The organism is Pseudomonas sp. PH1b (assembly GCF_000633395.1).
In the GTDB taxonomy this organism is placed as follows: domain Bacteria; phylum Pseudomonadota; class Gammaproteobacteria; order Pseudomonadales; family Pseudomonadaceae; genus Aquipseudomonas.
The window spans coordinates 268,939-289,712 of record NZ_AYMU01000002.1 but is presented as its reverse complement, the minus strand read 5'-3'; the positions used below and the strand labels follow the sequence as shown (position 1 = coordinate 289,712).

Genomic DNA, 20,774 nt, shown 5'->3' with positions numbered 1-20,774 from the left:
TGAAAGGCCAGTCGGATTAGACAAGCCATCCTAGCTCGCTTCGAATAACGCCATGGCTTCGACATGCGCCGTCTGAGGAAACATATCGAGAATCCCGGCACGTTTTAACCGATAGCCCTGCTTGATCAGTTCGACCGTGTCACGCGCCAGTGTTGCCGGATTGCATGACACGTACACCAACCGTTTGGCACCCAGGGTCGCCAGCGTGCGGACCACCTCGAAAGCACCGTCGCGGGGTGGGTCCAAGAGTACCGCAGAAAAGCCTTCACCGGCCCACTCGGCAGTGCTCAGGGGTTGGGATAAATCGGCTTGAAAAAAGCGGGTGTTATGCAAATTGTTGCTGGCAGCATTTTCCGCCGCCCGAGCCACCATGGTTGCCACGCCTTCCACCGCCACCACTTCGCGCACTTGCCGGGCCAAGGGCAAGGCAAAGTTGCCAAGGCCGCAGAACAGATCCAGGACCCGTTCATGGGCTTGCGGCGCGAGCCACTCCAGTGCCTGGGCCACCATCGCCTCGTTGACTCCGGCGTTGACCTGGACAAAATCCCCCGGTCGATACGCCAGGTGCAAATCCCACGACTCCAGGCGGTAGCCCAGGGTCTTCGATGGATCGAAGGGCTGCGGCTCGCCTTCACCGTGCAGCCACAATTGCGCCTGATGGAAATCGCAGAAATCCTTGAGGATGCCCAGGTCGGCTTCAGACAACGGCGCCATGTGCCGCAGCAGCACGGCCAGGGACGAACCGCTGAACAACTCCACATGCCCCAGCGCCTGGGGTTTGCTCAAGCGTCGGAGCATCGCCGGCAAGCGGCTCATGATCGGTTGCAAGGCTTGTACCAGCACCGGGCAATCATCGATGGCGACGATGTCCTGGCTGCCCGCGGCGCGAAAGCCCACTTGCAGTTGCTTGCCCTTCATGTCCCAGCGTACCGCCACGCGGGCACGACGCCGGTAACCGAACTCCGGGCCACTCAAGGGGGCGGCCCAGGCCTCGGGCTCGACACCGGCGACCCTGGACAACTGCTCGGCGAGCATGCGCTGTTTCAGGGCAAGTTGTTCTTCATGGGGCAGATGCTGGACGCTGCAACCGCCACAGCGCCCGGCATGGGCGCAGGCCGCCGGACGGCGCAAGTCACTGGCGTTGAAGATGCGCTCGGCACGGGCCTCCACGACCTTGCCGTGAGCCCCCAGCACCCGAGCCTCGACGTCTTCACCGGCCAGGGCACCACTGACAAACCAGGTGCGTCCGTCGATGAAGGCAATGCCGCGACCATCATTGGCCAGGCGCTGAATGTTCAGGCGCTGCTTCTTGCCAACCGGAACCTGCGGGGCGCGACTGCCACCCGCCGGCTGGAAGCGCAGGCCTCTCTCGTGCTTAGCCATCAGTTGGGCGCATCGAAAATGCCGGTCGACAGGTAACGATCGCCACGGTCACAGATGATCGCGACCATGACCGCGTTTTCCACTTCCCGGGACAGGCGCAGCATCGCTGCCACCGCACCGCCGGAAGACACGCCACAGAAGATGCCCTCTTCACGGGCCAGGCGCCGGGTCACGTCCTCGGCTTCGCTCTGGGCCATGTCGACAATCCGATCGACCCGACTGGCCTGGTAGATCTTCGGCAGGTACTCCTCGGGCCAGCGGCGGATGCCGGGAATGGCCGAGCCTTCCATGGGCTGCAGGCCGATGATCTGCACCCCAGGATTCTGTTCTTTCAAGTAGCGCGAGGTGCCCATGATGGTGCCGGTGGTGCCCATCGAGCTGATGAAATGGGTGATGCTGCCCTGGGTCTGGCGCCAGATTTCCGGACCGGTTCCCGTGTAGTGGGCCTCCGGGTTGTCGCCATTGGCGAACTGGTCGAGCACCTTGCCGCGACCTTCCGCCTGCATCCGCTCCGCCAGGTCACGGGCACCTTCCATGCCCTCTTCCTGGCTGACCAGAATCAGTTCGGCACCGTAGGCGGTCATCGCCGCCTTGCGCTCGGCGCTGGAGTTGTCGGGCATGATCAGGATCATCTTGTAACCCTTGATCGCCGCCGCCATCGCCAGGGCAATCCCGGTGTTGCCCGAGGTCGCTTCGATCAGCGTATCGCCGGCCTGGATCTGCCCGCGCAACTCGGCGCGGGTGATCATCGACAGTGCCGGACGGTCCTTGACCGAGCCCGCCGGGTTATTGCCCTCAAGCTTGAGCAGCAGGGTATTGCTGGTGACGCCAGGCAGGCGCTGCAAACGAACCAGCGGGGTGTTGCCGACGCAATCGGCGATGGTTGGGTACTGCAAGGTCATGGCGTATTCGCAATCCAGACTGCGGGGGCGCCTATCATACCGGCAAACGTCCGAGCGCCATATCACGCAAAGTGCGGGGCTTATGGCTTATTGATATAAGGCCACCAATCCCGGAGCTCAAGCGCCCAACAGACGCAGATGAATGCGCAGCCCGCGGCCGGTGTTCTGTGCCCACAACTGCCCGCCCTGGCGCCACACCGCATTGCGCGCGATGCTCAGGCCCAGGCCGAACCCCCCATCCCCCGGCCGCGAACCGTCCAGACGGATGAAAGGATCGAAGATCCGTTCCAGCTCTTCTTCGGCCACACCCGGGCCTTGATCATCCAGCCACAGATGCCAGTATTCGCCGTCGCGCCGCCCATCGAGCGTAACCAGGGCCCCGGGGGGCGAATGTCGAATGGCGTTGCGCAGGATGTTTTCCAGGGCCTGGGCCAGGGTATTGAGATGACCACGCACCCAGCACTCCCCTCCTAGCTCGCAGCGCAGCTGTTCGGAGGGCCAGCCGCTTTCGAAACAGGCGTTTTCGCAGAGCATTTCCCACAGTGCCTGGAGCTGGATCTGCTCATCGGGCAAGGGCGCTCTTTCCGTGTCCAACCAGGCCAATTGCAGCGTGTCCTCCACCAGCCGCTGCATGCCGTCGACCTCCCGGGCCAGGCGGTCACGCAACGCTGGCAGGTCCTGTTCACTGTCACAAGCCACCCGCAGGCGACTCAGGGGCGTGCGCAACTCGTGGGACAGGTCCCGCAGCAACTGCTGCTGCACCGCCACAGTGCTCTGCAGGCGCTCGGACATCTGGTCGAAGGCCCGTCCCAGCTCTCCCAGTTCATCCTTGCGTTGAGTGGTCTGCGAAGACAGGCGAGCGTTCAACTGCTCCGCCCGCCAGGCATTGGCCTGTTCACGCAACTGGTTCAGCGGCACCACCAGCAAGCGGTACAGACCGACGCACAGCAGCAAGGTGAACAGACCGGGGATCACACCGTTGGTGATCACCCGCCAGAACGCCCGGTAGCGCCCGGGCATGAAACGTTGCGGCAACTCGATGACCAGGCTGCCGAGGGACGGATCATCGGGAAACGCAATCTTCAGCCACGGCAAACCCTGGGCATGGCGACTGACCGGCCAGTCGGCGCCCCGCAGGAAGGTCAGGTGCTGGGCCTCCCGCGAGGTCAGCGGGTAGCTGCTCAGCGATTGCAGGTCACTGCCGATGACCCCGATCCAGCTGCTCTCGCGGCTGGCCACCTGCTGGATCCAGGCATCGACGCCGGCATTCTGGCCATTTTTCCAGGCCTGCTCGGCCTCCCGCGCATAATTGCCGAGGGTGGCTCGTGCCTCATCGGAGAGGTAGAGGTTCTTCTGCTCCACATAGCGGCCCCAGGACCAGCTCAGCCAGATCATCAACAGGCAGAAGGCGACCAGCAGGCAGGCCAGCTTCCAGAACAACGAGTGCCGCCCGGGCAGATCAGGCCAGCTCATCAAAGGCGCCCAGCACGTAACCCTTGCCCCACACCGTGCGCAGCTCCCGCTCGCTGTAGCCAAGTGCCTTGAGCTTGCGGCGAATCTGGCTGACGTGCATGTCCAGGCTGCGATCGTGGGCCGCATAGCCTCGCTGCAACACATGCTGATAAAGGAAGGCCTTGCTCAGCACCTCATCGCCATTGCGGTGCAAGGTCTCGAGCAGACGGTACTCGCTGCGGGTCAGGCCGGCCCATTGCTCGGCAAAGAACACATCGCACAGTTCATCGTCAAAACGCAGGCTCTGCACAGAGCTGCTGGGCACCGGCGGCATCGGTCGCCGATCCAGCGCCACCCGGCGCAGAATGGCTTCGATGCGTACCCGCAACTCGGCCATGCTGAACGGCTTGGGCAGGTAATCATCGGCGCCCAGGCGAAAGCCGCTGATGCGATCGGCCTCTGCCCCCAGGGCCGACATCAGCAGCACCGGCGTGGAGTGGCTCTGGCGAAAGTGGGTCAACAGCGCCAGGCCGTCCATCCCCGGCAGCAGGATGTCCATCAGCACCACATCGAAGCTTTCACGGCGGGCGATCCCCAGGCCTTCTTGGCCGTTCTGGCACCAGGTCACGGCAAAGCCGCAACGCCCCAGTTGCTCGTGCACATAGGCACCGAGCACCGGGTCGTCTTCAATGGTCAGGATGCGGGGCGGCTCAACAGCTACGGGAGTCATTAGCTTCTGCAAGTCATTCTCAGTTGGGCGATTATTCAAGATTGCCCGGATCACGGCAACCAATGCCTTGGTCGCAGCCTCCTGCTCAACTGCCCGGCCGTCGCTTGCCCCGCCACAATTTGCCGAGATCAGCCCCGGGCAAATCGTTACACTGCGCAGGTGGCGCATCACGGACGTGCCCGTCGACCTTTCAAAACAGCGTGGAAGCAGGAGAGTTGCGTGCTCAAGAAACTGGGAATCAAAGGCCGCGTACTGTTGCTGACCTTGTTGCCCACCAGCCTGATGGCCCTGGTGCTGGGTGGCTACTTCACCTGGATGCAGCTCTCGGACCTGCAGACCCAGCTCCTGCAGCGCGGCGAAATGATCGCCGAGCAACTGGCCTCCCTGGTGGCTCCGGCCATGGGCAATCACAACGCGCCGATGCTCGAGCGCATCGCCACCCAGGCCCTGGAACAACAGGACGTGCGCGCGGTGTCCCTGCTCGCCCCCGACCGCACTCTCCTGGCCCACGCCGGGCCGAGCATGCTCAACCCGGCACCCTCGGGCAACAGCACCCACATGATGCAGCGTACCGGCAATGACGCGACCCGCTATCAGTTGCCGGTCTTCGGCCGGCATCGCAACCTCGCCGGCGACCTGATCCCCGATGAGTCCGACCGTCTGTTGGGCTGGGTGGAACTGGAGCTGTCCCACAGCGGCATGTTGCTGCGCGGCTACCGCAGCCTGTTCGCCAGCCTGCTGCTGATCGCCGCGGGCCTGGCCGTCACCGCTCTGCTGGCCGTACGCATGGGGCGCACCATCAACAATCCCCTGGGGCAGATCAAGCAGGCCGTGGGACAACTCAAGGACGGCAACCTGGAAACCCGCCTGCCGCCTCTGGGCAGCCAGGAGCTGGACGAGCTGGCCTCGGGCATCAACCGCATGGCCAGTACCTTGCAGAATGCCCAGGAAGAACTGCAGCACAGCATCGACCAGGCCACCGAGGACGTGCGCCAGAATCTGGAAACCATCGAGATCCAGAACATCGAGCTGGACCTGGCCCGCAAGGAGGCCCTGGAAGCCAGCCGGATCAAGTCGGAGTTCCTGGCCAACATGAGCCATGAAATCCGCACGCCGCTCAACGGCATCCTCGGCTTTACCCATCTGCTGCAAAAAAGCGAGCTGACGCCGCGCCAGCTGGATTACCTGGGCACCATCGAGAAATCCGCCGACAGCCTGCTGGGAATCATCAACGAGATCCTCGACTTCTCGAAAATCGAAGCCGGCAAGCTGGTGCTCGACAGCATTCCCTTCAACCTGCGGGACTTGCTGCAGGACACCCTGACCATCCTCGCCCCGGCGGCCCACGCCAAGCAGCTGGAACTGGTGAGCCTGGTCTATCGCGATACGCCCCTGTCCCTGGTAGGCGATCCGCTGCGGCTCAAGCAGATCCTCACCAACCTGGTGAGCAATGCCATCAAGTTCACCCGCGAAGGCACCATCGTCGCCCGGGCCATGCTGGAAGAAGAACACGAAGACAGCGTGCAGCTGCGCATCAGCATTCAGGACACCGGCATCGGCCTGTCGAACCAGGACGTGCGCGCCCTGTTCCAGGCCTTCAGCCAGGCCGACAACTCGCTGTCCCGCCAGCCTGGTGGCACGGGTCTGGGGCTGGTGATTTCCAAGCGCCTGATCGAGCAGATGGGCGGTGAAATCGGCGTCGACAGTACCCCCGGCGAAGGATCGGAGTTCTGGATCAGCCTGAGCCTGCCGAAAACCCGCGACGATGCCGAGGACCTGCCCGGCCCGCCGTTGCTGGGGCGACGGGTCGCGGTGCTGGAGAATCACGAACTGGCGCGTCAGGCCCTGCAACACCAGTTGGAAGACTGTGGCCTGGAAGTGACTCCATTCAACACCCTGGAAGCCCTGACCAATGGCATCACCGGCGTCCACCAGAGCGATCAGGCGATCGACCTGGCGGTGCTCGGCATCACCACCAACGACATGTCTCCCGAACGCCTGAGCCAGCATATCTGGGACTTGGAGCACCTGGGTTGCAAGGTCCTGGTGTTGTGCCCCACCACCGAGCAGACGCTGTTCCATCTGTCAGTGCCCAACCCCCACAGCCAGTTGCAGGCCAAGCCGGCCTGCACCCGCAAACTGCGCCGTGCCCTGTCCGACCTGGTCACCCCGCGCCGGGCCCGCAGCGAACCGGAGGAAAGCCTTTCCAGCCGTGCACCGCGAGTCCTGTGTGTCGATGACAACCCGGCCAACCTGCTGCTGATCCAGACCCTGCTCGAGGACATGGGTGCCAAGGTGCTGGCGGTGGATAACGGTTACGCGGCGCTGAATGCGATCCAGAACGAGCCCTTCGACCTGGTGATGATGGACGTGCAGATGCCCGGCATGGACGGCCGACAAAGTACCGAGGCAATCCGCCAGTGGGAAAGCGAACGCCACGGCACGCCGCTGCCCATAGTCGCCCTGACCGCCCACGCCATGGCCAACGAAAAGCGCGCCCTGTTGCAAAGTGGCATGGACGACTACCTGACCAAGCCCATCAGTGAACGGCAACTGGCCCAGGTGGTGCTGAAATGGACCGGGCTGGCATTGCGCAACCAAGGACCGGAGCGGGCCAGCGAGCGCCCGGAGCTGGGTCTGGAACTGCAGGTTCTGGATCAGGAAGAAGGCTTGCGCCTGGCCGCTGGCAAGGCCGATCTGGCGGCAGACATGCTGGCCATGCTGCTGGCGTCCCTGGAAGCCGATCGCGAAGCCATCAACGCCGCCCGCGCGGCCAACGATCACAGTGCGCTGATCGAGCGGGTCCATCGTCTCCACGGCGCCACCCGCTATTGCGGGGTGCCACAGTTGCGGGCGGCCTGCCAGCGCAGCGAAACCCTGCTCAAGCAGGAAGATGCCAAGGCCTTTGCCGCCCTGGATGAACTCGACCATGCCATTGGCCGCCTGGCCAGCGAGGCGCGGATCAACGCCTGACCCAGGGCAACACGTGCCCGGCGTCCAGCCATCATGCTGGGCGCCCCGAACAAGGATGCAGCCATGCGCACGATTCTTTTCAGCAGCCAGAACTATGACCGCGAGAGTTTTCTCGGCACCTCGCTGCCCGCGGGCATCGAACTGCAATTCCAGGCCGCCCGGCTGAGCCTGGACACTGCCGCTCTGGCCGAACACCATGAAGTGGTCTGCCCCTTCATCAATGACGACCTCAGTGCCCCGGTGCTGGAACAGCTGGCTGCCGGCGGCACTCGCCTGATCGCCCTGCGCTCGGCCGGCTACAACCATGTCGACCTGCCAGCCGCCAAGCGCCTGGGCCTGGATGTGGTGCGAGTGCCGGCCTACTCTCCGCATGCAGTGGCCGAACACGCCGTGGCCCTGATCCTGGCGTTGAACCGGCGCCTGCACCGGGCCTACAACCGCACCCGTGAAGGGGACTTCACCCTGCACGGACTGACCGGGTTCGACCTGGTGGGCAAGACTGTGGGGATCGTTGGCACCGGGCAGATTGGTGCCACCTTCGCCCGGATCATGGCCGGCTTCGGCTGCCAACTGCTGGCCTACGACCCCTACCCCAATCCCGCCGTCGAGGCCTTGGGCGCCCGCTACCTGAGCCTGCCGCAACTGCTGGCCCAGGCACAGATCATCAGCCTGCACTGCCCACTGACCGAAGACAGCCGCTACCTGATCAACCAGGACAGCCTGGCGCACATGCAGCCCGGGGCGATGCTGATCAACACCGGACGCGGCGGCCTGGTGGATACACCGGCGCTGATCGAAGCCCTGAAGAGCGGCCAGTTGGGTTACCTGGGCCTGGACGTCTACGAAGAGGAAGCCCAGCTGTTCTTCGAAGACCGCTCCGACCTGCCACTGCAGGATGATGTACTGGCCCGGCTGCTGACCTTTCCCAACGTGATAGTCACCGCACACCAGGCCTTCCTGACCCATGAAGCCCTGGCAGCCATCGCCGACACCACCTTGCACAACATTGCCTGCTGGGCTGCGGGCCAGCCGCAGAATCAGGTCCAGGGCTGAACCCCGCGCCGCGGGCTGATCGAAGGTCACCCGCCTGCAACCTGCGGGGCCAGGGCCCGTGCTAGCATACGCGGCATATTTGGAGGACCCATGGTCGAACACGATTTCCGCTACACCCTGATGAGCCCGCAACACACCCTGATCGAATGCCGCGCCCTGGTACCGGGACGCTATCAGGTCACCGGCAATGGTGGCTCGATCCGCGCCGACGACGTACTGCTGGTGACCCTCAAGGGCAGCAAGGACCTTTCCATGCGCCTGACCGTGGACACCGTTCGCCACCTGATCAATCCACTCGGCCAATGGGTCGCGGTGGCCCGCGGCCCGGTATTCGGCGAACTGGCGATTCATCAGTGGCAAGTCAACTGCGACAGCTGCGCGACCGAACTCGCCTTCGAGTTCGCAGTGGACGCCAAGCTCGGCAACAAGGCCCAGAAGCCGGCTGCCAGTGCGCGAATAGCCGAACTGGGCTGGACCAGCGAAGGTGAGCGCCACCTCTGCCCGAAATGCCAGCAGGCCAGCCAATGAAATCCCTGGTGCTGCTCGCGGCGTTGGGGGCCGGCCTGATGGGCTGCGCCGCCGAACCGCTGAAGCTGCAACAGGACCGCAGCTACGTCCTGGAATGGATCGGTGAGCGTCCGCTGATCGATTACAGCCACCTGACCATCACCCTTGGCGAGGATGGCCGGGCCTATGGCAATGGTGGCTGCAACCACTGGTTCGCGCCCTACACCCTGGAAGGCGACAAACTCAGCTTCGGCAAGGTCGGCAGCACTCGCAAGCTCTGCGCGCCGGCGCTGATGGAACAGGAGCGGCGTTTTCTCCAGGCCCTGGAGACTGTCCAGCGCTGGGATGTCTCGCCGATCGAGCAAGTGCGTTTCTGGCCCGCCGAAGGCAAGCCGCTACGCTGGTGGCTGGAAGAAGGCTGATAGCCCTGCAGGCGCCAAGGGCGGCCCGCCTGGGTCGCCCATCTGCCTCACCGCCAGGCGCGGGTGCAACCCGCACCAGCCGCCCCATTCGTCTCAATGCCCGCGCAGGGCCTGCAGTTTCTCCAGCACGCCCGCCGCGGTCTGCTCGCCCAGCAGTTGTTCACGCACCTTGCCCTTGTCGTCGATGATGTAGGTCACCGGCAGCGCCTCGCTGCGTGGCAGGTCGAAGATTTCCGCCGGATTCTGCGCCAGCACGGTGAACTTGATTCCCAGCTTCTCGCTGGCGCTCTTGAGCTCGTCACCCTGCACATTATCGAAGTTGACGCCCAGTACCGTCGCCGACTGCCCCTTGAGCTGCTCGTTCAAGGCGTTCAGTTCGGGAATTTCAGTGCGGCAGGGGCCACACCATTCCGCCCAGTAGTTGAGCACCAGCCATTGCTTGTCCAGGCGTTCGGCGGCGACTTTCTGGCCATACTGGTCGACCCCATAGTCATTGCCGCAGCCACCAAGCAGCAAGGTGGTGAAGATCGCCAATGCCGCTGCCAATTGCCGTGCCATGCCCTGTTCCCTGTATTGAAAGATGTCTTGAAAGTGTTCGCGAGCCCACAGTCGCTGCGACCTATCGACTCTCAAGGTTCAGGAGAGCCCGCCGCGCGGGTAGAATAGCCGCCACCTTACGCAAGATGCGACCCGCACATGACCGATCTGACGCTTTATCACAACCCGCGCTGTTCGAAATCCCGCGGTGCGCTGGAACTTCTGGAACAACGCGGCCTGGCTCCGACCGTGGTCCGCTACCTGGAAACCCCATTGGACGCGGCCCAGTTGCGCAGCCTGCTGAACAAGCTGGGCCTCAGCGCGCGCCAGTTGCTGCGCACAGGCGAGGACGAGTACAAGAACCTCAACCTGGCAGACAGCAGCCTCAGCGAAGCGCAATTGATTGCCGCCATCGCCCGGCACCCGAAACTCATGGAACGGCCGATTCTCGAAGCCGGCGACAAGGCCATCATCGGCCGGCCACCGGAAAACGTGCTGGAGATCCTGCCTTGAGCACGCCCTACATCCTGGTCCTGTATTACAGCCGCAACGGCTCGACCAACGAGATGGCCCGGCAGATCGCCCGGGGCATCGAGCAGGCCGGCCTGGAAGCCCGCCTGCGCACCGTCCCGGCGATTTCCGCCGAATGCGAAGCCATAAGCCCGGACATCCCCGACAGCGGCGCCCTCTACGCCAGCCTCGACGACCTGAAGAACTGCTCGGGCCTGGCCCTGGGCAGCCCTACCCGCTTCGGCAACATGGCAGCCCCGCTGAAGTACTTCCTCGATGGCACCAGCAACCTCTGGCTGACCGGCGCCCTGGTGGGCAAGCCCGCCGGCGTGTTCACCTCCACCGCCAGTCTGCATGGCGGCCAGGAAGCCACCCTGCTGTCGATGATGCTGCCGCTGTTGCACCACGGCATGCTGATCACCGGCCTGCCCTACAGCGAGTCGGCCCTGCTGGAAACCCGAGGCGGCGGCACCCCCTACGGCGCCAGCCATCATGCCGGGGCGGACGGCAAGAGCCCGCTGGACGAACACGAGATCGCCTTGTGCCGGGCCTTGGGCCTGCGCCTGGCGAAAACCGCCCAGCGACTGGAGAGCGACCGTGGCTAAAAAGCCGAAGATCCTGCCGGCGGTGGAATGGCTGGAGCCCCGAGTCCGGGTGACCCGGATCCTCAGCCTGGTCTGTTTTTTTGGCCTGGTGGGCCTGCTCTGCGTGTATTACCTGCTGATCGCTGACCTGCACGGCGCCCGGCCCTGGGTCATCCTGCTGATCGAACTGGCCCCCCTGCTGTTGATGGCGCCCGGCATGCTCAGCGGCAGCGCTCGCGGGCATTCGTGGATGTGCTTCGTGGTCAACCTGTATTTCATCAAGGGCGCGCTGGCCGCCTACGATCCAAATCGGCAGGTGTTCGGCCTGTTGGAAATGCTCGCCAGCCTGGCCGTATTCAGCTCGGCGCTGCTCTACGTACGCTGGCGCTTCCAACTCAATCGCCGGCTCGCGGGCGAAGGTGCCAGCCCGGCCTGACTCCGGTGCCCCAGGATTCCCGGAGTGCGCGTGAGCACCCCGGGGAACTTGCATCCGCGCTTCGCGCCCCAACCTTGGTCAACAGACTCATCGACCGACACTCCCGACCCCTCCCGGAGCAGGCATGCACGATTACAAATGGCTGAACGAATACTGTCTCAACCGCTTTGGTTCCGCCGCGGCCCTGGAAGCCCAACTGCCGACCCCGGCCAGCAACGACTACCTGCGCTCCCTGAGCGCTGACCGCTACCTGTCGACCCTGGCCCTGCGCGTCTTTCGCGCGGGCCTGAAACACAGCCTGGTAGATGCCAAGTGGCCAGCGTTCGAACAGGTGTTCTTCGGCTTCGATCCGGAAAAAGTGGTGCTGATGGGGGCCGAGCATCTCGAGCGGCTGATGCAGGACACGCGAATCATCCGCCACCTGGGCAAGCTCAAGAGCGTGCCGCGCAACGCCCAGATGATCCTCGATGTGGAAAAGCAGCACGCCAGCTTCGGCGCGTTCATTGCCGACTGGCCGGTCCAGGACATCACCGGGCTCTGGCAGTACCTGGCCAAGCACGGCAACCAGATGGGCGGTCTTTCAGCCCCGCGCTTTCTACGCATGGTGGGCAAGGACACCTTCATTCCTACCTGGGACGTGGTGGCGGCCCTCAATGCCCAGGGCATCATCGACAAGGTTCCCAGCAGCAAGCGCGACCAGGCCCTGGTACAGGAAGTGTTCAACCACTGGCAGCAGGAAAGCGGCCGGCCGCTGTGCCAGCTCTCGGCAATGCTGGCCTATACGGTCAACCACTGAACCCTGCCTCTCCAAACCTTGCGCCCTGCCCCCATAACCGGCAGGGCGGCCTCCCCCTCCTCAAGTCGTCAGCGCATCCAAGCTGACAATAAGCTGAACTAAACGCGAGGTTTTTTCATTCGCTGTTTCTTATCGGCTAGAGTTCACCCCGCACGCTCTATCGGGTTAAGACGCGCGGCAAAAAGTTGCTGCGGCCGGCACGCTAAAGCCATTAAACATTTACAAGCGGATAACAAAGCACTGATCAGGCCAATAACCTGAACACAGGCTGTCTGACTTTAAAAGAATGGTCGTCACCCATTCGTTTTTTTCACATTGCTTTCACCCTCCGCCCACCTGGCCCGACCTACATTGGCCCCAGTTGCAGCGCTGGCCCCGGTGTGCACATGCCGGTCTGTCGAGAAACATCAGTTCCACCCCTTTAGGCAGTCCCTATCAAAAACTTATTCAGGTAAGCGACGTGGTCAATACTGCTGAAACAGGCACTGGCGGCGAGAAACCCCGAATGCCCCGATCGCGAAAGGTCCTGCTCGGAGTGAGCGCGACAGTCCTGACGATCCTGGTCAGCGGCTTCGTCCTGTGGCCTGGCACGCCGCTGGACCTGGGGGTCGGCAACCAGATGCAGCAGTCGGGTGCCTACCGCCACTGGCAAGGCGGCGAGGTGATTGCCCTGGTACGTCATGCCGAGCGTTGCGACCGCTCCGAGAAACCCTGCCTGGGGCCCGAGGATGGCATCACTCTGGACGGAAGCAGCACCGCCAGCGAAGTGGGCCAGGCCTTTCGCAGCCTGGGTATGGCCGCGACCGATGTTTTCAGCAGCCCGGCCACCCGCACCCGGCAAACCTCGGAATACATGTTCCAGCAACCGGTACAGACCCAGGACTGGCTGGCCAACTGCGGGGATGATTTCGAACAGGTGATCAAGGCGCACAAATCCCTGAAGCGCAATCTGGTCCTGGTTACCCACAGCGACTGCATCAGCGATCTGGAACGTCAGTTGGGTTATGAACATGCTCTGGCCAGTGAATACACCAGCTCATTGTTTGTCACCCTGAACGGGGACGGTTCCTTGCAAATACTGGGAATCGTCAATGCCAGAAACTGGCCACGGACACTTGAACAGCTGCGCCCTTGAGTTGTAACTATTTTTAACAACAAACCAACAGACTTTATTGTTCGAACAGACAAACTAATTGGCCAACTAGCTGGCTAGACAAGTTATGCGCTAGTTGCAAGACCTATCCCTGTTTTTGCCAATAAAGCCTGCAAGCAGTCCGGCATCTCATCCAAAAACATGCCGCGACTTGAGAAACCCGCATATTCGACAACACTGACCGTTCATCAGCAGCACTTGATCAAAGTAACGACCCACCGCTATCGGCACATGACCTCGAGGATAGAAATGCACCGCACTTTACCGCCCCAAGCTTATGGAACAAGCGCCACGCCTTCTGGCTACACCGTGGGTGGGAGTACAGCCGAGCTGATACAGCGTTGGGCACTACCCTTTCTGCTGCTGGCCTTCGGGCTGTTCTACCTGCTGCCATTGACCAGCCACGGCCTGTGGATTCCGGATGAAACCCGCTACGCGCAGATCGGCCAGGAGATGCTGCTCAAGGGAGACTGGGTTGCCCCGCACTTCATGGGCATCCGCTACTTCGAAAAACCCATTGCCGGCTACTGGATGATCGCTATCGGCCAGGCCGTGTTCGGCGACAACCTGTTTGGCGTGCGCATCGCCTCCGCCGTGAGCACCGGCCTGAGCGTGCTGCTCGCCTACCTGATTACTCGCCGGATGTGGAACGACCCACGCAAGAGCTTTGCCGCAGCCTTGCTCTACATGAGTTTTGGCCTGATTGCCGGCCAAGCCGGATACTCCAACCTCGACCCCCAGTTCACCTTGTGGGTCAACCTGAGCCTGGTAGCACTCTGGTTTGCCCTGGACAGCCAGACGTTGCGTGCCCGGCTGCTGGCCTGGGCTTCACTGGGTGCGGCCTGCGCGATGGGCTTCATGACCAAGGGTTTTCTGGCCTGGTTGCTGCCGGTGCTGATCGCCCTGCCCTACATGCTCTGGCAGCGGCGCTTCACCGAGTTGCTGCGCTTTGGCCTGGTGGCGCTGCTGGTGGCGATCGTTATCAGCCTGCCCTGGGTGCTGAGCATTCATGCCCATGAGCCCGACTTCTGGCGTTTTTTCTTCTGGCATGAACACATTCGGCGCTTCGCCGCCGAGAACGCCCAGCACACCCGCCCCTGGTGGTTCTACCTGCCACTGCTGGTCGCCTCCAGCCTGCCTTGGGCGGCGCTGCTGCCGGGCACCTTGATCCAGGGCTGGAAGGACAAACGCCAGGCCAACACCGGTTTCCTGCTGCTGTGGTTCCTGTTGCCCCTGGTGTTTTTCAGCCTCAGTCGCGGCAAGCTGCCGACCTACATCATGCCGTGCCTGCTGCCACTGGCGGTGCTCATGGGCAGCACCCTGATCGATCGGATCAACGCTCAGAAGACCCGGGCGATCCGCGTCAATAGCCTGCTCAACCTGCTGATCGGCGTCAGTGCGCTGATCGCCCTGGTGGTTATCCAGATCACCCGCCCGGTCTACGGCCATGATGAGATGTTCAGCCTGTCACTGGTGTTCATCATGCTCATGGGCTGGATCATCGCCAACCTGCTGTCTGCCTCCCGCCCTCTTGGCTACTGGGCGGCGCCGGCCCTGGGTATCTGGCTGCTGGTGGCCCTGCTGCCGGCGGGCATGCCGGGGGTGATCGTGCACAACAAGATGCCGGACCAGTTCATCAAGGAACACCTTGAAGAACTCCAGCAGACCCAGTCGCTGTTGAGCAATGACCTGGGGGCTGCCTCGGCCCTGGCCTGGCGCCTGAAGCGCACAGACGTGACGCTGTACAACACCGAGGGCGAATTGAAATATGGCCTGGCCTATCCTGACTCGGCCCAGCGCAAGGTTGACATGGCGCAAGTTGGCCAATGGCTGAGCGATGCACGCAAACAGGGCTCGGTCGGGGTGGTCATGCGGGTCAAGGATGTCCTGGAAAACCAGGAAGTCGCGCTGCTGCCACCTGGAGGCAAACGTTATGTGCAGGACAACCTGCTGATCCTGATCCTGCCAGCGGCACAGCCCTGACCTGAGCAGCACAGCCGGCAACGTCCGCCTCAACTGCGATTGAGGCGGGCACTACTCCTCAACCCTTCGAGTGGCGACAACCCGCCACTCTTGCACCCTTGTCTTCCGGAACCCCACCATGACGAGCCACAATTCTGAGCGCAGGGCCCTGGCCCTGCTTCTTGGCGTGTCCGCCCTGATCCTGTTGCTCGGCCTGGGCTCCCGTGAGCTATGGGGAGCAGAAACCCGTTGGGCCAATATCGTCCTGCAGATGCTGCAGAGCGGCGACTACTTCGATCCCTACCTCAAGGGCAGCCCCTACTACGACAAGCCCCTGCCGTCCTACTGGCTGATCAGCGCCTGCGCCTGGCTGATGGGCGGACTGGGGCCCTGGTCACTGCGCCTGTCGTCGGTACTCGCCGCGTGGTTGAGCATCTGGCTGGTGTACCTGATCGGTGAACAGCTGTTTCGCAAGGGCACCGGGCTGATCGCCGGCTGGATGCTGGCCACGACCTTCTACTTCGCGTTCTGGGCCCGAGTGGCCACCGCCGACATCCTGACCGTCTGCGGCGTGCTGGCCGCGGTGTGGTGGTACTGGCGCGGCCCCGAGGACACGCGCCTGGGACGCTACAGCGTGTTCTTCCTGCTGCTGGCCGCGACCTCGCTGCTCAAGGGCCTGATCGGTTTTGTCCTGCCGGGGTTGATCCTGCTGCCACACCTGGTCAGCCAGGGGCGCTGGAAACGCCATCTGAATCTGCGCCTGTGCCTGGCGCTGGTGATTGCCGCGGGGTTCTACATGGTGCCTTTCGTGCTTTCCCATCTGTATGGCGCGCCAACCTACGGTGAAAGTGGCCTGAGCCTGGTGTTTCGCGAGAACGTCGTACGCTTCTTCGATCCCTTCGACCACGTCGGACCGATCTACACCTACCTGATCTATCTGCCGGCCTATACCTTGCCCTGGGCGCCCTGCTGGATCCTCGGCCTGTGGCTGGCCCTTCGGCACTGGCGCCAGTTGCAACCCAACGAGCGCTGGCTGGTCTGGGCCCTGGCCTTGCTGTTCCTGTTCTTTACCGCCAGCGGCAGCCGACGCAGCTATTACGTACTGCCCATGGTGCCCTTTGCCCAGCTGTTGGGGGCCTGGTGGCTGAACCGCTACCTGCAGCACAAACGCGACAGCGGCAAGGGCCGCGACCGACGCTGGGCCATTGGCTTTGCCAGCGCTGCGGCGTTGCTATTGCTGGTGTTGGGAGTCGCCTACCCCTGGAGCAACGGTGGTGGAGGCGTGATCGGATTCAGCGCACAGGTCAAGACCGAGGCGAGCCGCATAGCCCCCTGGAATCAATGGCGGATGGTGATGGTCGAGGTCGACAACAAGCTGCCGATGTACCTGCAGAATCAGGGCGCACCGTTCTACTACGTGGCGCAAACCCAGGACTTTCCAAGAGCCGGCAGCAGCGCAGACTTCATGGCCTGGCTGGACAAGACCAGCGGCCAGCACTGGGATCCCCAGCGCACCCTGATCTTCGTGCAGCAGACCCCGGATGAACCGCTGCTGCTGGGCTATCTGGGTAGCGATCATCAACTGATCCGCACCACGCCGACCAACGGCGAACGGCTGGCCAGGAAATCCGCAGAAGGTAGCGTGGCCTTTATCCCGCGGGCACCGAGCGACTGAAAGCTGCGCCGCTGCGCTGCTGAAACAGCGGCGCGGCGACCCTGAGCCGCCGTGTGCGCATCACAGATTCAGCACATTGACGAAACGTGATGCGGCGCTCTCATCGATACGCAACTGGGTGAAGTCGAACAGCTTGCGGTCCGCCAGTTGCGAGGGGATGACATTCTGCAGGCCACGGAAGATGCTCTCGGTACGCCCGGGGCTCTTGCGCTCCCACTCCTGAAGCATCTCCTTGACCACCTGGCGCTGCAGGTTCTCCTGGGAGCCGCAGAGGTTGCAGGGAATGATCGGGAACTGCTTGAGGTCGGAATAGGCCTGGATATCCTTCTCGCTGCAATAGGCCAGGGGACGGATCACCACGTTGCGCCCGTCATCGGCCAACAGCTTGGGCGGCATGGCCTTGAGCGAGCCGTTGTAGAACATGTTGAGGAAGAAGGTCTCGACGATGTCGTCGCGGTGGTGACCGAGGGCCATCTTGGTCGCGCCGATCTCGTCGGCAAAGGTGTACAAGGTGCCGCGGCGCAGGCGCGAGCACAGCGAACAGGTGGTCTTGCCCTCCGGGATCAGCTCCTTGACCACCGAGTAGGTGTCCTTCTCGACGATGTGGTACTCGATCCCCAGCTCCTTGAGATAGGCCGGCAGCACATGCTCGGGAAAACCCGGCTGCTTCTGGTCCATGTTCACCGCGACGATCTCGAACTTGATCGGCGCCACCTTCTGCAGGTGCAGCAGCACGTCGAGCATGGTGTAGCTGTCCTTGCCGCCGGACAGGCAGACCATGACCTTGTCGCCCTCTTCGATCATGTTGAAATCGGCGACCGCTTCGCCCGCCAGTCGGCGAAGGCGTTTCTGCAGTTTGTTCTGGTTGACCGTAAGAGTGCCCATGGCGCTTGAAATCCGCGAGGTGTGTGACGAAAAGCCGGACATTTTACGCAAAAACCCCAGCCCCGCGAAAGCATCGCCAGCCCCGTCCGCCAGGCGTGCAATGACAGACGCGACGGCGATTAACCCGGGGCTTTACAGCGCAATTTGCTCTAAAGGTGCGCCCATCTGAGGAAAACTCCTCCCTATACTGCGACATAAGATCGCACGCGCACATAGACCTATACTGACTGTGCCACTTGGCTGTAAGCGCTCCGTTGGGGGGCGATGGCAACAATAAAGGAGTGACTGACCATGATTCATCATGTCGTAGGACTCTTCACCCACCCCGATCAGGAATGGCGAGACATCCGTGGCGATGCCGAGGAAAGCATCAGCCACATGTACCTAACCCACACGCTGATCCTGGCGGCCATCCCCGCCATCTCGGCGTTTATCGGCACGACCCAGGTCGGCTGGGTCATCGGCAGCCGCGCGCCGGTGATGCTGACCATGGAAAGCGCCCTGTGGATGACCATCATGTCGTACCTGGCGATGCTCGGCGGCGTGGCGGTCATGGGCGCCTTCATCCACTGGATGGCCCGCACCTATGACGCCAACCCGAGCCTGTCACGCTGCGTGGCCTTCGCCACCTACACCGCGACACCGCTGTTCGTCGGCGGCCTGGCGGCGCTGTATCCCCACATGTGGCTGGGGATGATCGTCGGCACGGCGGCCATCTGCTACACGGTGTACCTGCTCTATGTCGGGTTGCCGACCTTCATGAACATCCCATCGGACGAGGGATTCCTGTTTTCCAGCTCAGTCCTGGCGGTAGGGCTGGTGGTACTGGTGGCGATCATGGCCTTCACCGTGATTGTCTGGGGCCTGGGCGTCGGCCCCGTGTACACCAACTGACGCCGCACCAATAATAATCCTCTGTCTGCCAGCACAGGCCGCCGCAAGGCGGCCTTCTTATGTGTACCCGCCAGATGACCATTCGGCGCCTGGGCGATTCGGAATTCCCCCTGTTTGCGGCATACTCCCCCTCTCTGGAGAGCCGCTAAGCATGCCCGAGCAACTCAATACCCGCGTCGAAGATTGTTTCCTACTCGCTGAATCCTTTTTCAAACGTCCTTTCAAACGCCCGGTGGTCAGCCTCAAGTTGCGCGGCCAGAAAGCCGGGGTCGCTCACCTGCACGAAAACCTGCTGCGCTTCAATCCGCAGCTGTACCGGGAGAACACCGAGGACTTTCTCAAGCAGACCGTGGCCCATGAAGTCGCGCACCTGATCGCCCACCAACTGTTCGGCGAACGTATTCAGCCCCATGGCGAGGAATGGCAGCTGATCATGCGCGGGGTGTATGAACTGCCGCCCAATCGCTGCCACACCTATGAAATCAAGCGGCGCAGCGTGACTCGCTACATTTACCGCTGCCCCTGTGCCGACAGCGACTTCCCCTTCTCGGCGCAGCGCCACAAGCTGGTGGCCCAGGGGCGCCGCTACCTGTGCCGACGCTGTCGGCACACCCTGGTCTACAGCGGGGAAACCCGGATCGAGTGACCCGAGGCCAGGCCTCATCGGGACGCCGAGGCGGCATTTGAGTTAGCCAACGACCCCGTTGCGCCTTAGCGCCTCGATACTCTGCGGGCTGTAGCCCAGCTCGGCGAGCACCTGGTCGGAGTGCGCCCCCAGCCGGGCGCCAATATGCCGAGGCGCAGGCAAACCTGCGGAGAACTTCAACGGGCAGGCGATCTGTGCCTGCAGGCTGCCGTCATCACGGGGCACCTGGCTGACCAGTTGACGGGCCTGTAACTGAGGATGATCCACCGCCTCGGCCAGGCTCAGGACCGGCTCGACACAGGCATCCAACCCGGCGAACAACTGGCAGAGCTCGGCAAAGTCGTGTTTTTCGAACTCCATCTGCAAGGCGTGCTTGAGAGCCTGTTGCTGCTCGGGACGAGGGGACAGGCCCTGGGCTGCCAGCTCCGGCCGCCCCAGGGCCTGACACAACTGCTGCATGAACACCGGCTCCAGGCTGCCCACGGATAACCAGCGGCCATCGCGGCTGCGGTAGTAGTCATAGAAGCTGCCACCGTTGAGCATTTGCTGCTCCATCTCCGGTTCCACTCCACACGCCAGGTAACCGGCGCCGGCCATGGCATTCAGACTGAACGCACAGTCGGTCATGCTCACATCCAGGTGCTGGCCCTGACCACTGTGCTGGCGAGCGATGACTGCCGCCAGCAGGCCGATCACCCCGTGCAGGGAGCCCCCGGCGATATCCGCCGCCTGAATCCCCAGGGGCAACGGCCCCTGGTCACGGCGCCCGGTCTGGCTGGCCAACCCGGCCAGGGCCAGGTAGTTGATGTCATGCCCGGCACGATCGCGGTAGGGACCGGTCTGGCCATAGCCGGTAATGGAGACGTAGATCAGTCGGGGGTTGATCGCCTTCAAGGCTTCATACCCCAGCCCCAGGCGCTCCATCACCCCCGGGCGGAACTGTTCGAGGACAATGTCATGCTCGCGCACCAACTGCCGGACCACCTCCAGCGCCTCGGGCCGCTTGAGGTCCAGGGCCAGGCTGCGCTTGTTGCGATTGAGGTAGGCGTGACTGGCGGAAACCCCGGCATCGTGGGGCGGCAGTACCCGTACCAGGTCCATACGGGTCGGCGACTCGATGCGCAGCACCTCCGCGCCCATGTCGGCCAGCAGCAACGAGGCGAACGGCCCCGGCAACAGGGTAGAGAAATCCAGTACCTTGAGTGACGCCAATGGCCCTTGCATATGCCCTCCTCTGCTCTTGATCGACTGCCCACAGAGTAGGCAGGCGCAAC

20 protein-coding genes are annotated in these 20,774 nt (G+C 63.0%); 13 read left to right on the top strand and 7 right to left on the bottom strand.

The features are described 5' to 3' along the window. Positions 1-30: 30 nt before the first annotated feature. The 4 genes from rlmD to U873_RS0103975 form a co-directional block, all read right to left on the bottom strand. Positions 31-1,383 (bottom strand): 23S rRNA (uracil(1939)-C(5))-methyltransferase RlmD, encoded by a 1,353-nt coding sequence (rlmD, locus tag U873_RS0103990; RefSeq protein ID WP_025127004.1) that lies wholly within the window; start codon positions 1,381-1,383, stop codon positions 31-33. Then, positions 1,383-2,285, bottom strand: coding sequence for a cysteine synthase CysM (gene cysM / locus U873_RS0103985; RefSeq protein WP_025127003.1), 903 nt, complete (start codon positions 2,283-2,285; stop codon positions 1,383-1,385). The genes rlmD and cysM overlap by 1 nt, the downstream gene beginning before the upstream one ends. 117 nt (positions 2,286-2,402) lie before the next feature. Continuing rightward, a complete protein-coding gene (locus tag U873_RS0103980; protein WP_025127002.1) occupies positions 2,403-3,758 on the bottom strand; it encodes a sensor histidine kinase in 1,356 nt (451 codons plus the stop codon). Next, positions 3,745-4,467 carry a response regulator transcription factor gene (locus tag U873_RS0103975; RefSeq protein ID WP_025127001.1) on the bottom strand — a complete coding sequence of 241 codons (723 nt, stop codon included), beginning with the start codon at positions 4,465-4,467 and terminating at the stop codon, positions 3,745-3,747. The genes U873_RS0103980 and U873_RS0103975 overlap by 14 nt, the downstream gene beginning before the upstream one ends. Before the next feature lie 219 nt (positions 4,468-4,686). Here U873_RS0103975 and U873_RS0103970 point away from each other — a divergent pair, with 219 nt between their 5' ends. From U873_RS0103970 to U873_RS0103955, 4 genes are all read left to right on the top strand, one after another. Continuing rightward, positions 4,687-7,440 (top strand): response regulator, encoded by a 2,754-nt coding sequence (locus U873_RS0103970; protein ID WP_025127000.1) that lies wholly within the window; start codon positions 4,687-4,689, stop codon positions 7,438-7,440. A gap of 63 nt (positions 7,441-7,503) precedes the next feature. Further along, entirely contained in the window at positions 7,504-8,493 is a 990-nt protein-coding gene (locus U873_RS0103965) for a 2-hydroxyacid dehydrogenase (protein ID WP_025126999.1), read from the top strand. A gap of 90 nt (positions 8,494-8,583) precedes the next feature. Further along, a complete protein-coding gene (locus tag U873_RS0103960; protein ID WP_025126998.1) occupies positions 8,584-9,021 on the top strand; it encodes a hypothetical protein in 438 nt (145 codons plus the stop codon). Further along, positions 9,018-9,422 (top strand): META domain-containing protein, encoded by a 405-nt coding sequence (locus U873_RS0103955; RefSeq protein ID WP_025126997.1) that lies wholly within the window; start codon positions 9,018-9,020, stop codon positions 9,420-9,422. Before U873_RS0103960 ends, U873_RS0103955 begins: the two co-directional genes overlap by 4 nt. 93 nt (positions 9,423-9,515) lie before the next feature. Here the strand turns inward: U873_RS0103955 and U873_RS0103950 are convergent, their stop codons facing one another. Beyond that, the gene (locus U873_RS0103950; RefSeq protein ID WP_025126996.1) at positions 9,516-9,980 is read right to left on the bottom strand and encodes a TlpA disulfide reductase family protein; all 465 of its coding nucleotides are present in this window, start codon (positions 9,978-9,980) and stop codon (positions 9,516-9,518) included. Between the two features lie 138 nt (positions 9,981-10,118). On the opposite strand from U873_RS0103950, the gene arsC reads away from it, so the two are divergent. The 7 genes from arsC (at position 10,119) to U873_RS0103915 (ending at position 17,075) form a co-directional block, all read left to right on the top strand. Beyond that, on the top strand, positions 10,119-10,472 hold the full coding sequence (gene arsC / locus U873_RS0103945; RefSeq protein WP_025126995.1) for an arsenate reductase (glutaredoxin): 354 nt from the start codon (positions 10,119-10,121) through the stop codon (positions 10,470-10,472). Beyond that, a complete protein-coding gene (wrbA, locus tag U873_RS0103940) occupies positions 10,469-11,074 on the top strand; it encodes an NAD(P)H:quinone oxidoreductase (protein ID WP_025126994.1) in 606 nt (201 codons plus the stop codon). Before arsC ends, wrbA begins: the two co-directional genes overlap by 4 nt. Next, positions 11,067-11,489, top strand: a complete 423-nt coding sequence (locus U873_RS0103935) for a DUF2069 domain-containing protein (protein ID WP_025126993.1) — start codon at positions 11,067-11,069, stop codon at positions 11,487-11,489. The genes wrbA and U873_RS0103935 overlap by 8 nt, the downstream gene beginning before the upstream one ends. Before the next feature lie 124 nt (positions 11,490-11,613). Continuing rightward, entirely contained in the window at positions 11,614-12,285 is a 672-nt protein-coding gene (locus tag U873_RS0103930) for a DNA-3-methyladenine glycosylase I (protein ID WP_025126992.1), read from the top strand. A 505-nt stretch (positions 12,286-12,790) separates the two neighbouring features. Then, positions 12,791-13,420, top strand: coding sequence for a histidine phosphatase family protein (locus U873_RS0103925; protein WP_051586055.1), 630 nt, complete (start codon positions 12,791-12,793; stop codon positions 13,418-13,420). A 249-nt stretch (positions 13,421-13,669) separates the two neighbouring features. Beyond that, positions 13,670-15,421, top strand: coding sequence for a lipid IV(A) 4-amino-4-deoxy-L-arabinosyltransferase (arnT, locus tag U873_RS0103920; RefSeq protein WP_029978128.1), 1,752 nt, complete (start codon positions 13,670-13,672; stop codon positions 15,419-15,421). A gap of 118 nt (positions 15,422-15,539) precedes the next feature. After that, complete coding sequence (locus U873_RS0103915; protein ID WP_025126989.1) at positions 15,540-17,075, top strand: glycosyltransferase family 39 protein; 1,536 nt, start codon at positions 15,540-15,542, stop codon at positions 17,073-17,075. Between the two features lie 60 nt (positions 17,076-17,135). Here the strand turns inward: U873_RS0103915 and ttcA are convergent, their stop codons facing one another. Further along, positions 17,136-17,960: a tRNA 2-thiocytidine(32) synthetase TtcA gene (ttcA, locus tag U873_RS0103910; RefSeq protein ID WP_025126988.1), complete on the bottom strand. Its 825-nt coding sequence runs from the start codon at positions 17,958-17,960 to the stop codon at positions 17,136-17,138. A 291-nt stretch (positions 17,961-18,251) separates the two neighbouring features. Between ttcA and U873_RS0103905 the strand changes: the two genes are divergently transcribed. Together U873_RS0103905 and U873_RS0103895 are read left to right on the top strand one after the other, a co-directional pair. Then, positions 18,252-18,854 carry a Yip1 family protein gene (locus tag U873_RS0103905; RefSeq protein ID WP_025126987.1) on the top strand — a complete coding sequence of 201 codons (603 nt, stop codon included), beginning with the start codon at positions 18,252-18,254 and terminating at the stop codon, positions 18,852-18,854. 151 nt (positions 18,855-19,005) lie between these two features. Further along, positions 19,006-19,500: a SprT family zinc-dependent metalloprotease gene (locus U873_RS0103895; RefSeq protein ID WP_025126986.1), complete on the top strand. Its 495-nt coding sequence runs from the start codon at positions 19,006-19,008 to the stop codon at positions 19,498-19,500. A 42-nt stretch (positions 19,501-19,542) separates the two neighbouring features. Here U873_RS0103895 and U873_RS0103890 read toward each other — a convergent pair whose 3' ends face one another. Beyond that, complete coding sequence (locus U873_RS0103890) at positions 19,543-20,724, bottom strand: CaiB/BaiF CoA-transferase family protein (RefSeq protein ID WP_025126985.1); 1,182 nt, start codon at positions 20,722-20,724, stop codon at positions 19,543-19,545. Positions 20,725-20,774: the final 50 nt, after the last annotated feature.

Bases quoted from the DNA above. Each gene is read 5' to 3' on its own strand.
- arsC (WP_025126995.1), top strand. From the start codon at position 10,119: ATGACCGATCTGACGCTTTATCACAACCCGCGCTGTTCGAAATCCCGC.
- U873_RS0103950 (WP_025126996.1), bottom strand. From the start codon at position 9,980: ATGGCACGGCAATTGGCAGCGGCATTGGCGATCTTCACCACCTTGCTG.
- U873_RS0103980 (WP_025127002.1), bottom strand. From the start codon at position 3,758: ATGAGCTGGCCTGATCTGCCCGGGCGGCACTCGTTGTTCTGGAAGCTG.
- U873_RS0103890 (WP_025126985.1), bottom strand. From the start codon at position 20,724: ATGCAAGGGCCATTGGCGTCACTCAAGGTACTGGATTTCTCTACCCTG.
- U873_RS0103975 (WP_025127001.1), bottom strand. From the start codon at position 4,467: ATGACTCCCGTAGCTGTTGAGCCGCCCCGCATCCTGACCATTGAAGAC.
- U873_RS0103965 (WP_025126999.1), top strand. From the start codon at position 7,504: ATGCGCACGATTCTTTTCAGCAGCCAGAACTATGACCGCGAGAGTTTT.
- U873_RS0103915 (WP_025126989.1), top strand. From the start codon at position 15,540: ATGACGAGCCACAATTCTGAGCGCAGGGCCCTGGCCCTGCTTCTTGGC.
- U873_RS0103925 (WP_051586055.1), top strand. From the start codon at position 12,791: ATGCCCCGATCGCGAAAGGTCCTGCTCGGAGTGAGCGCGACAGTCCTG.
- U873_RS0103930 (WP_025126992.1), top strand. From the start codon at position 11,614: ATGCACGATTACAAATGGCTGAACGAATACTGTCTCAACCGCTTTGGT.
- U873_RS0103895 (WP_025126986.1), top strand. From the start codon at position 19,006: ATGCCCGAGCAACTCAATACCCGCGTCGAAGATTGTTTCCTACTCGCT.
- arnT (WP_029978128.1), top strand. From the start codon at position 13,670: ATGACCTCGAGGATAGAAATGCACCGCACTTTACCGCCCCAAGCTTAT.
- ttcA (WP_025126988.1), bottom strand. From the start codon at position 17,960: ATGGGCACTCTTACGGTCAACCAGAACAAACTGCAGAAACGCCTTCGC.
- cysM (WP_025127003.1), bottom strand. From the start codon at position 2,285: ATGACCTTGCAGTACCCAACCATCGCCGATTGCGTCGGCAACACCCCG.
- U873_RS0103955 (WP_025126997.1), top strand. From the start codon at position 9,018: ATGAAATCCCTGGTGCTGCTCGCGGCGTTGGGGGCCGGCCTGATGGGC.
- U873_RS0103905 (WP_025126987.1), top strand. From the start codon at position 18,252: ATGATTCATCATGTCGTAGGACTCTTCACCCACCCCGATCAGGAATGG.
- rlmD (WP_025127004.1), bottom strand. From the start codon at position 1,383: ATGGCTAAGCACGAGAGAGGCCTGCGCTTCCAGCCGGCGGGTGGCAGT.
- U873_RS0103960 (WP_025126998.1), top strand. From the start codon at position 8,584: ATGGTCGAACACGATTTCCGCTACACCCTGATGAGCCCGCAACACACC.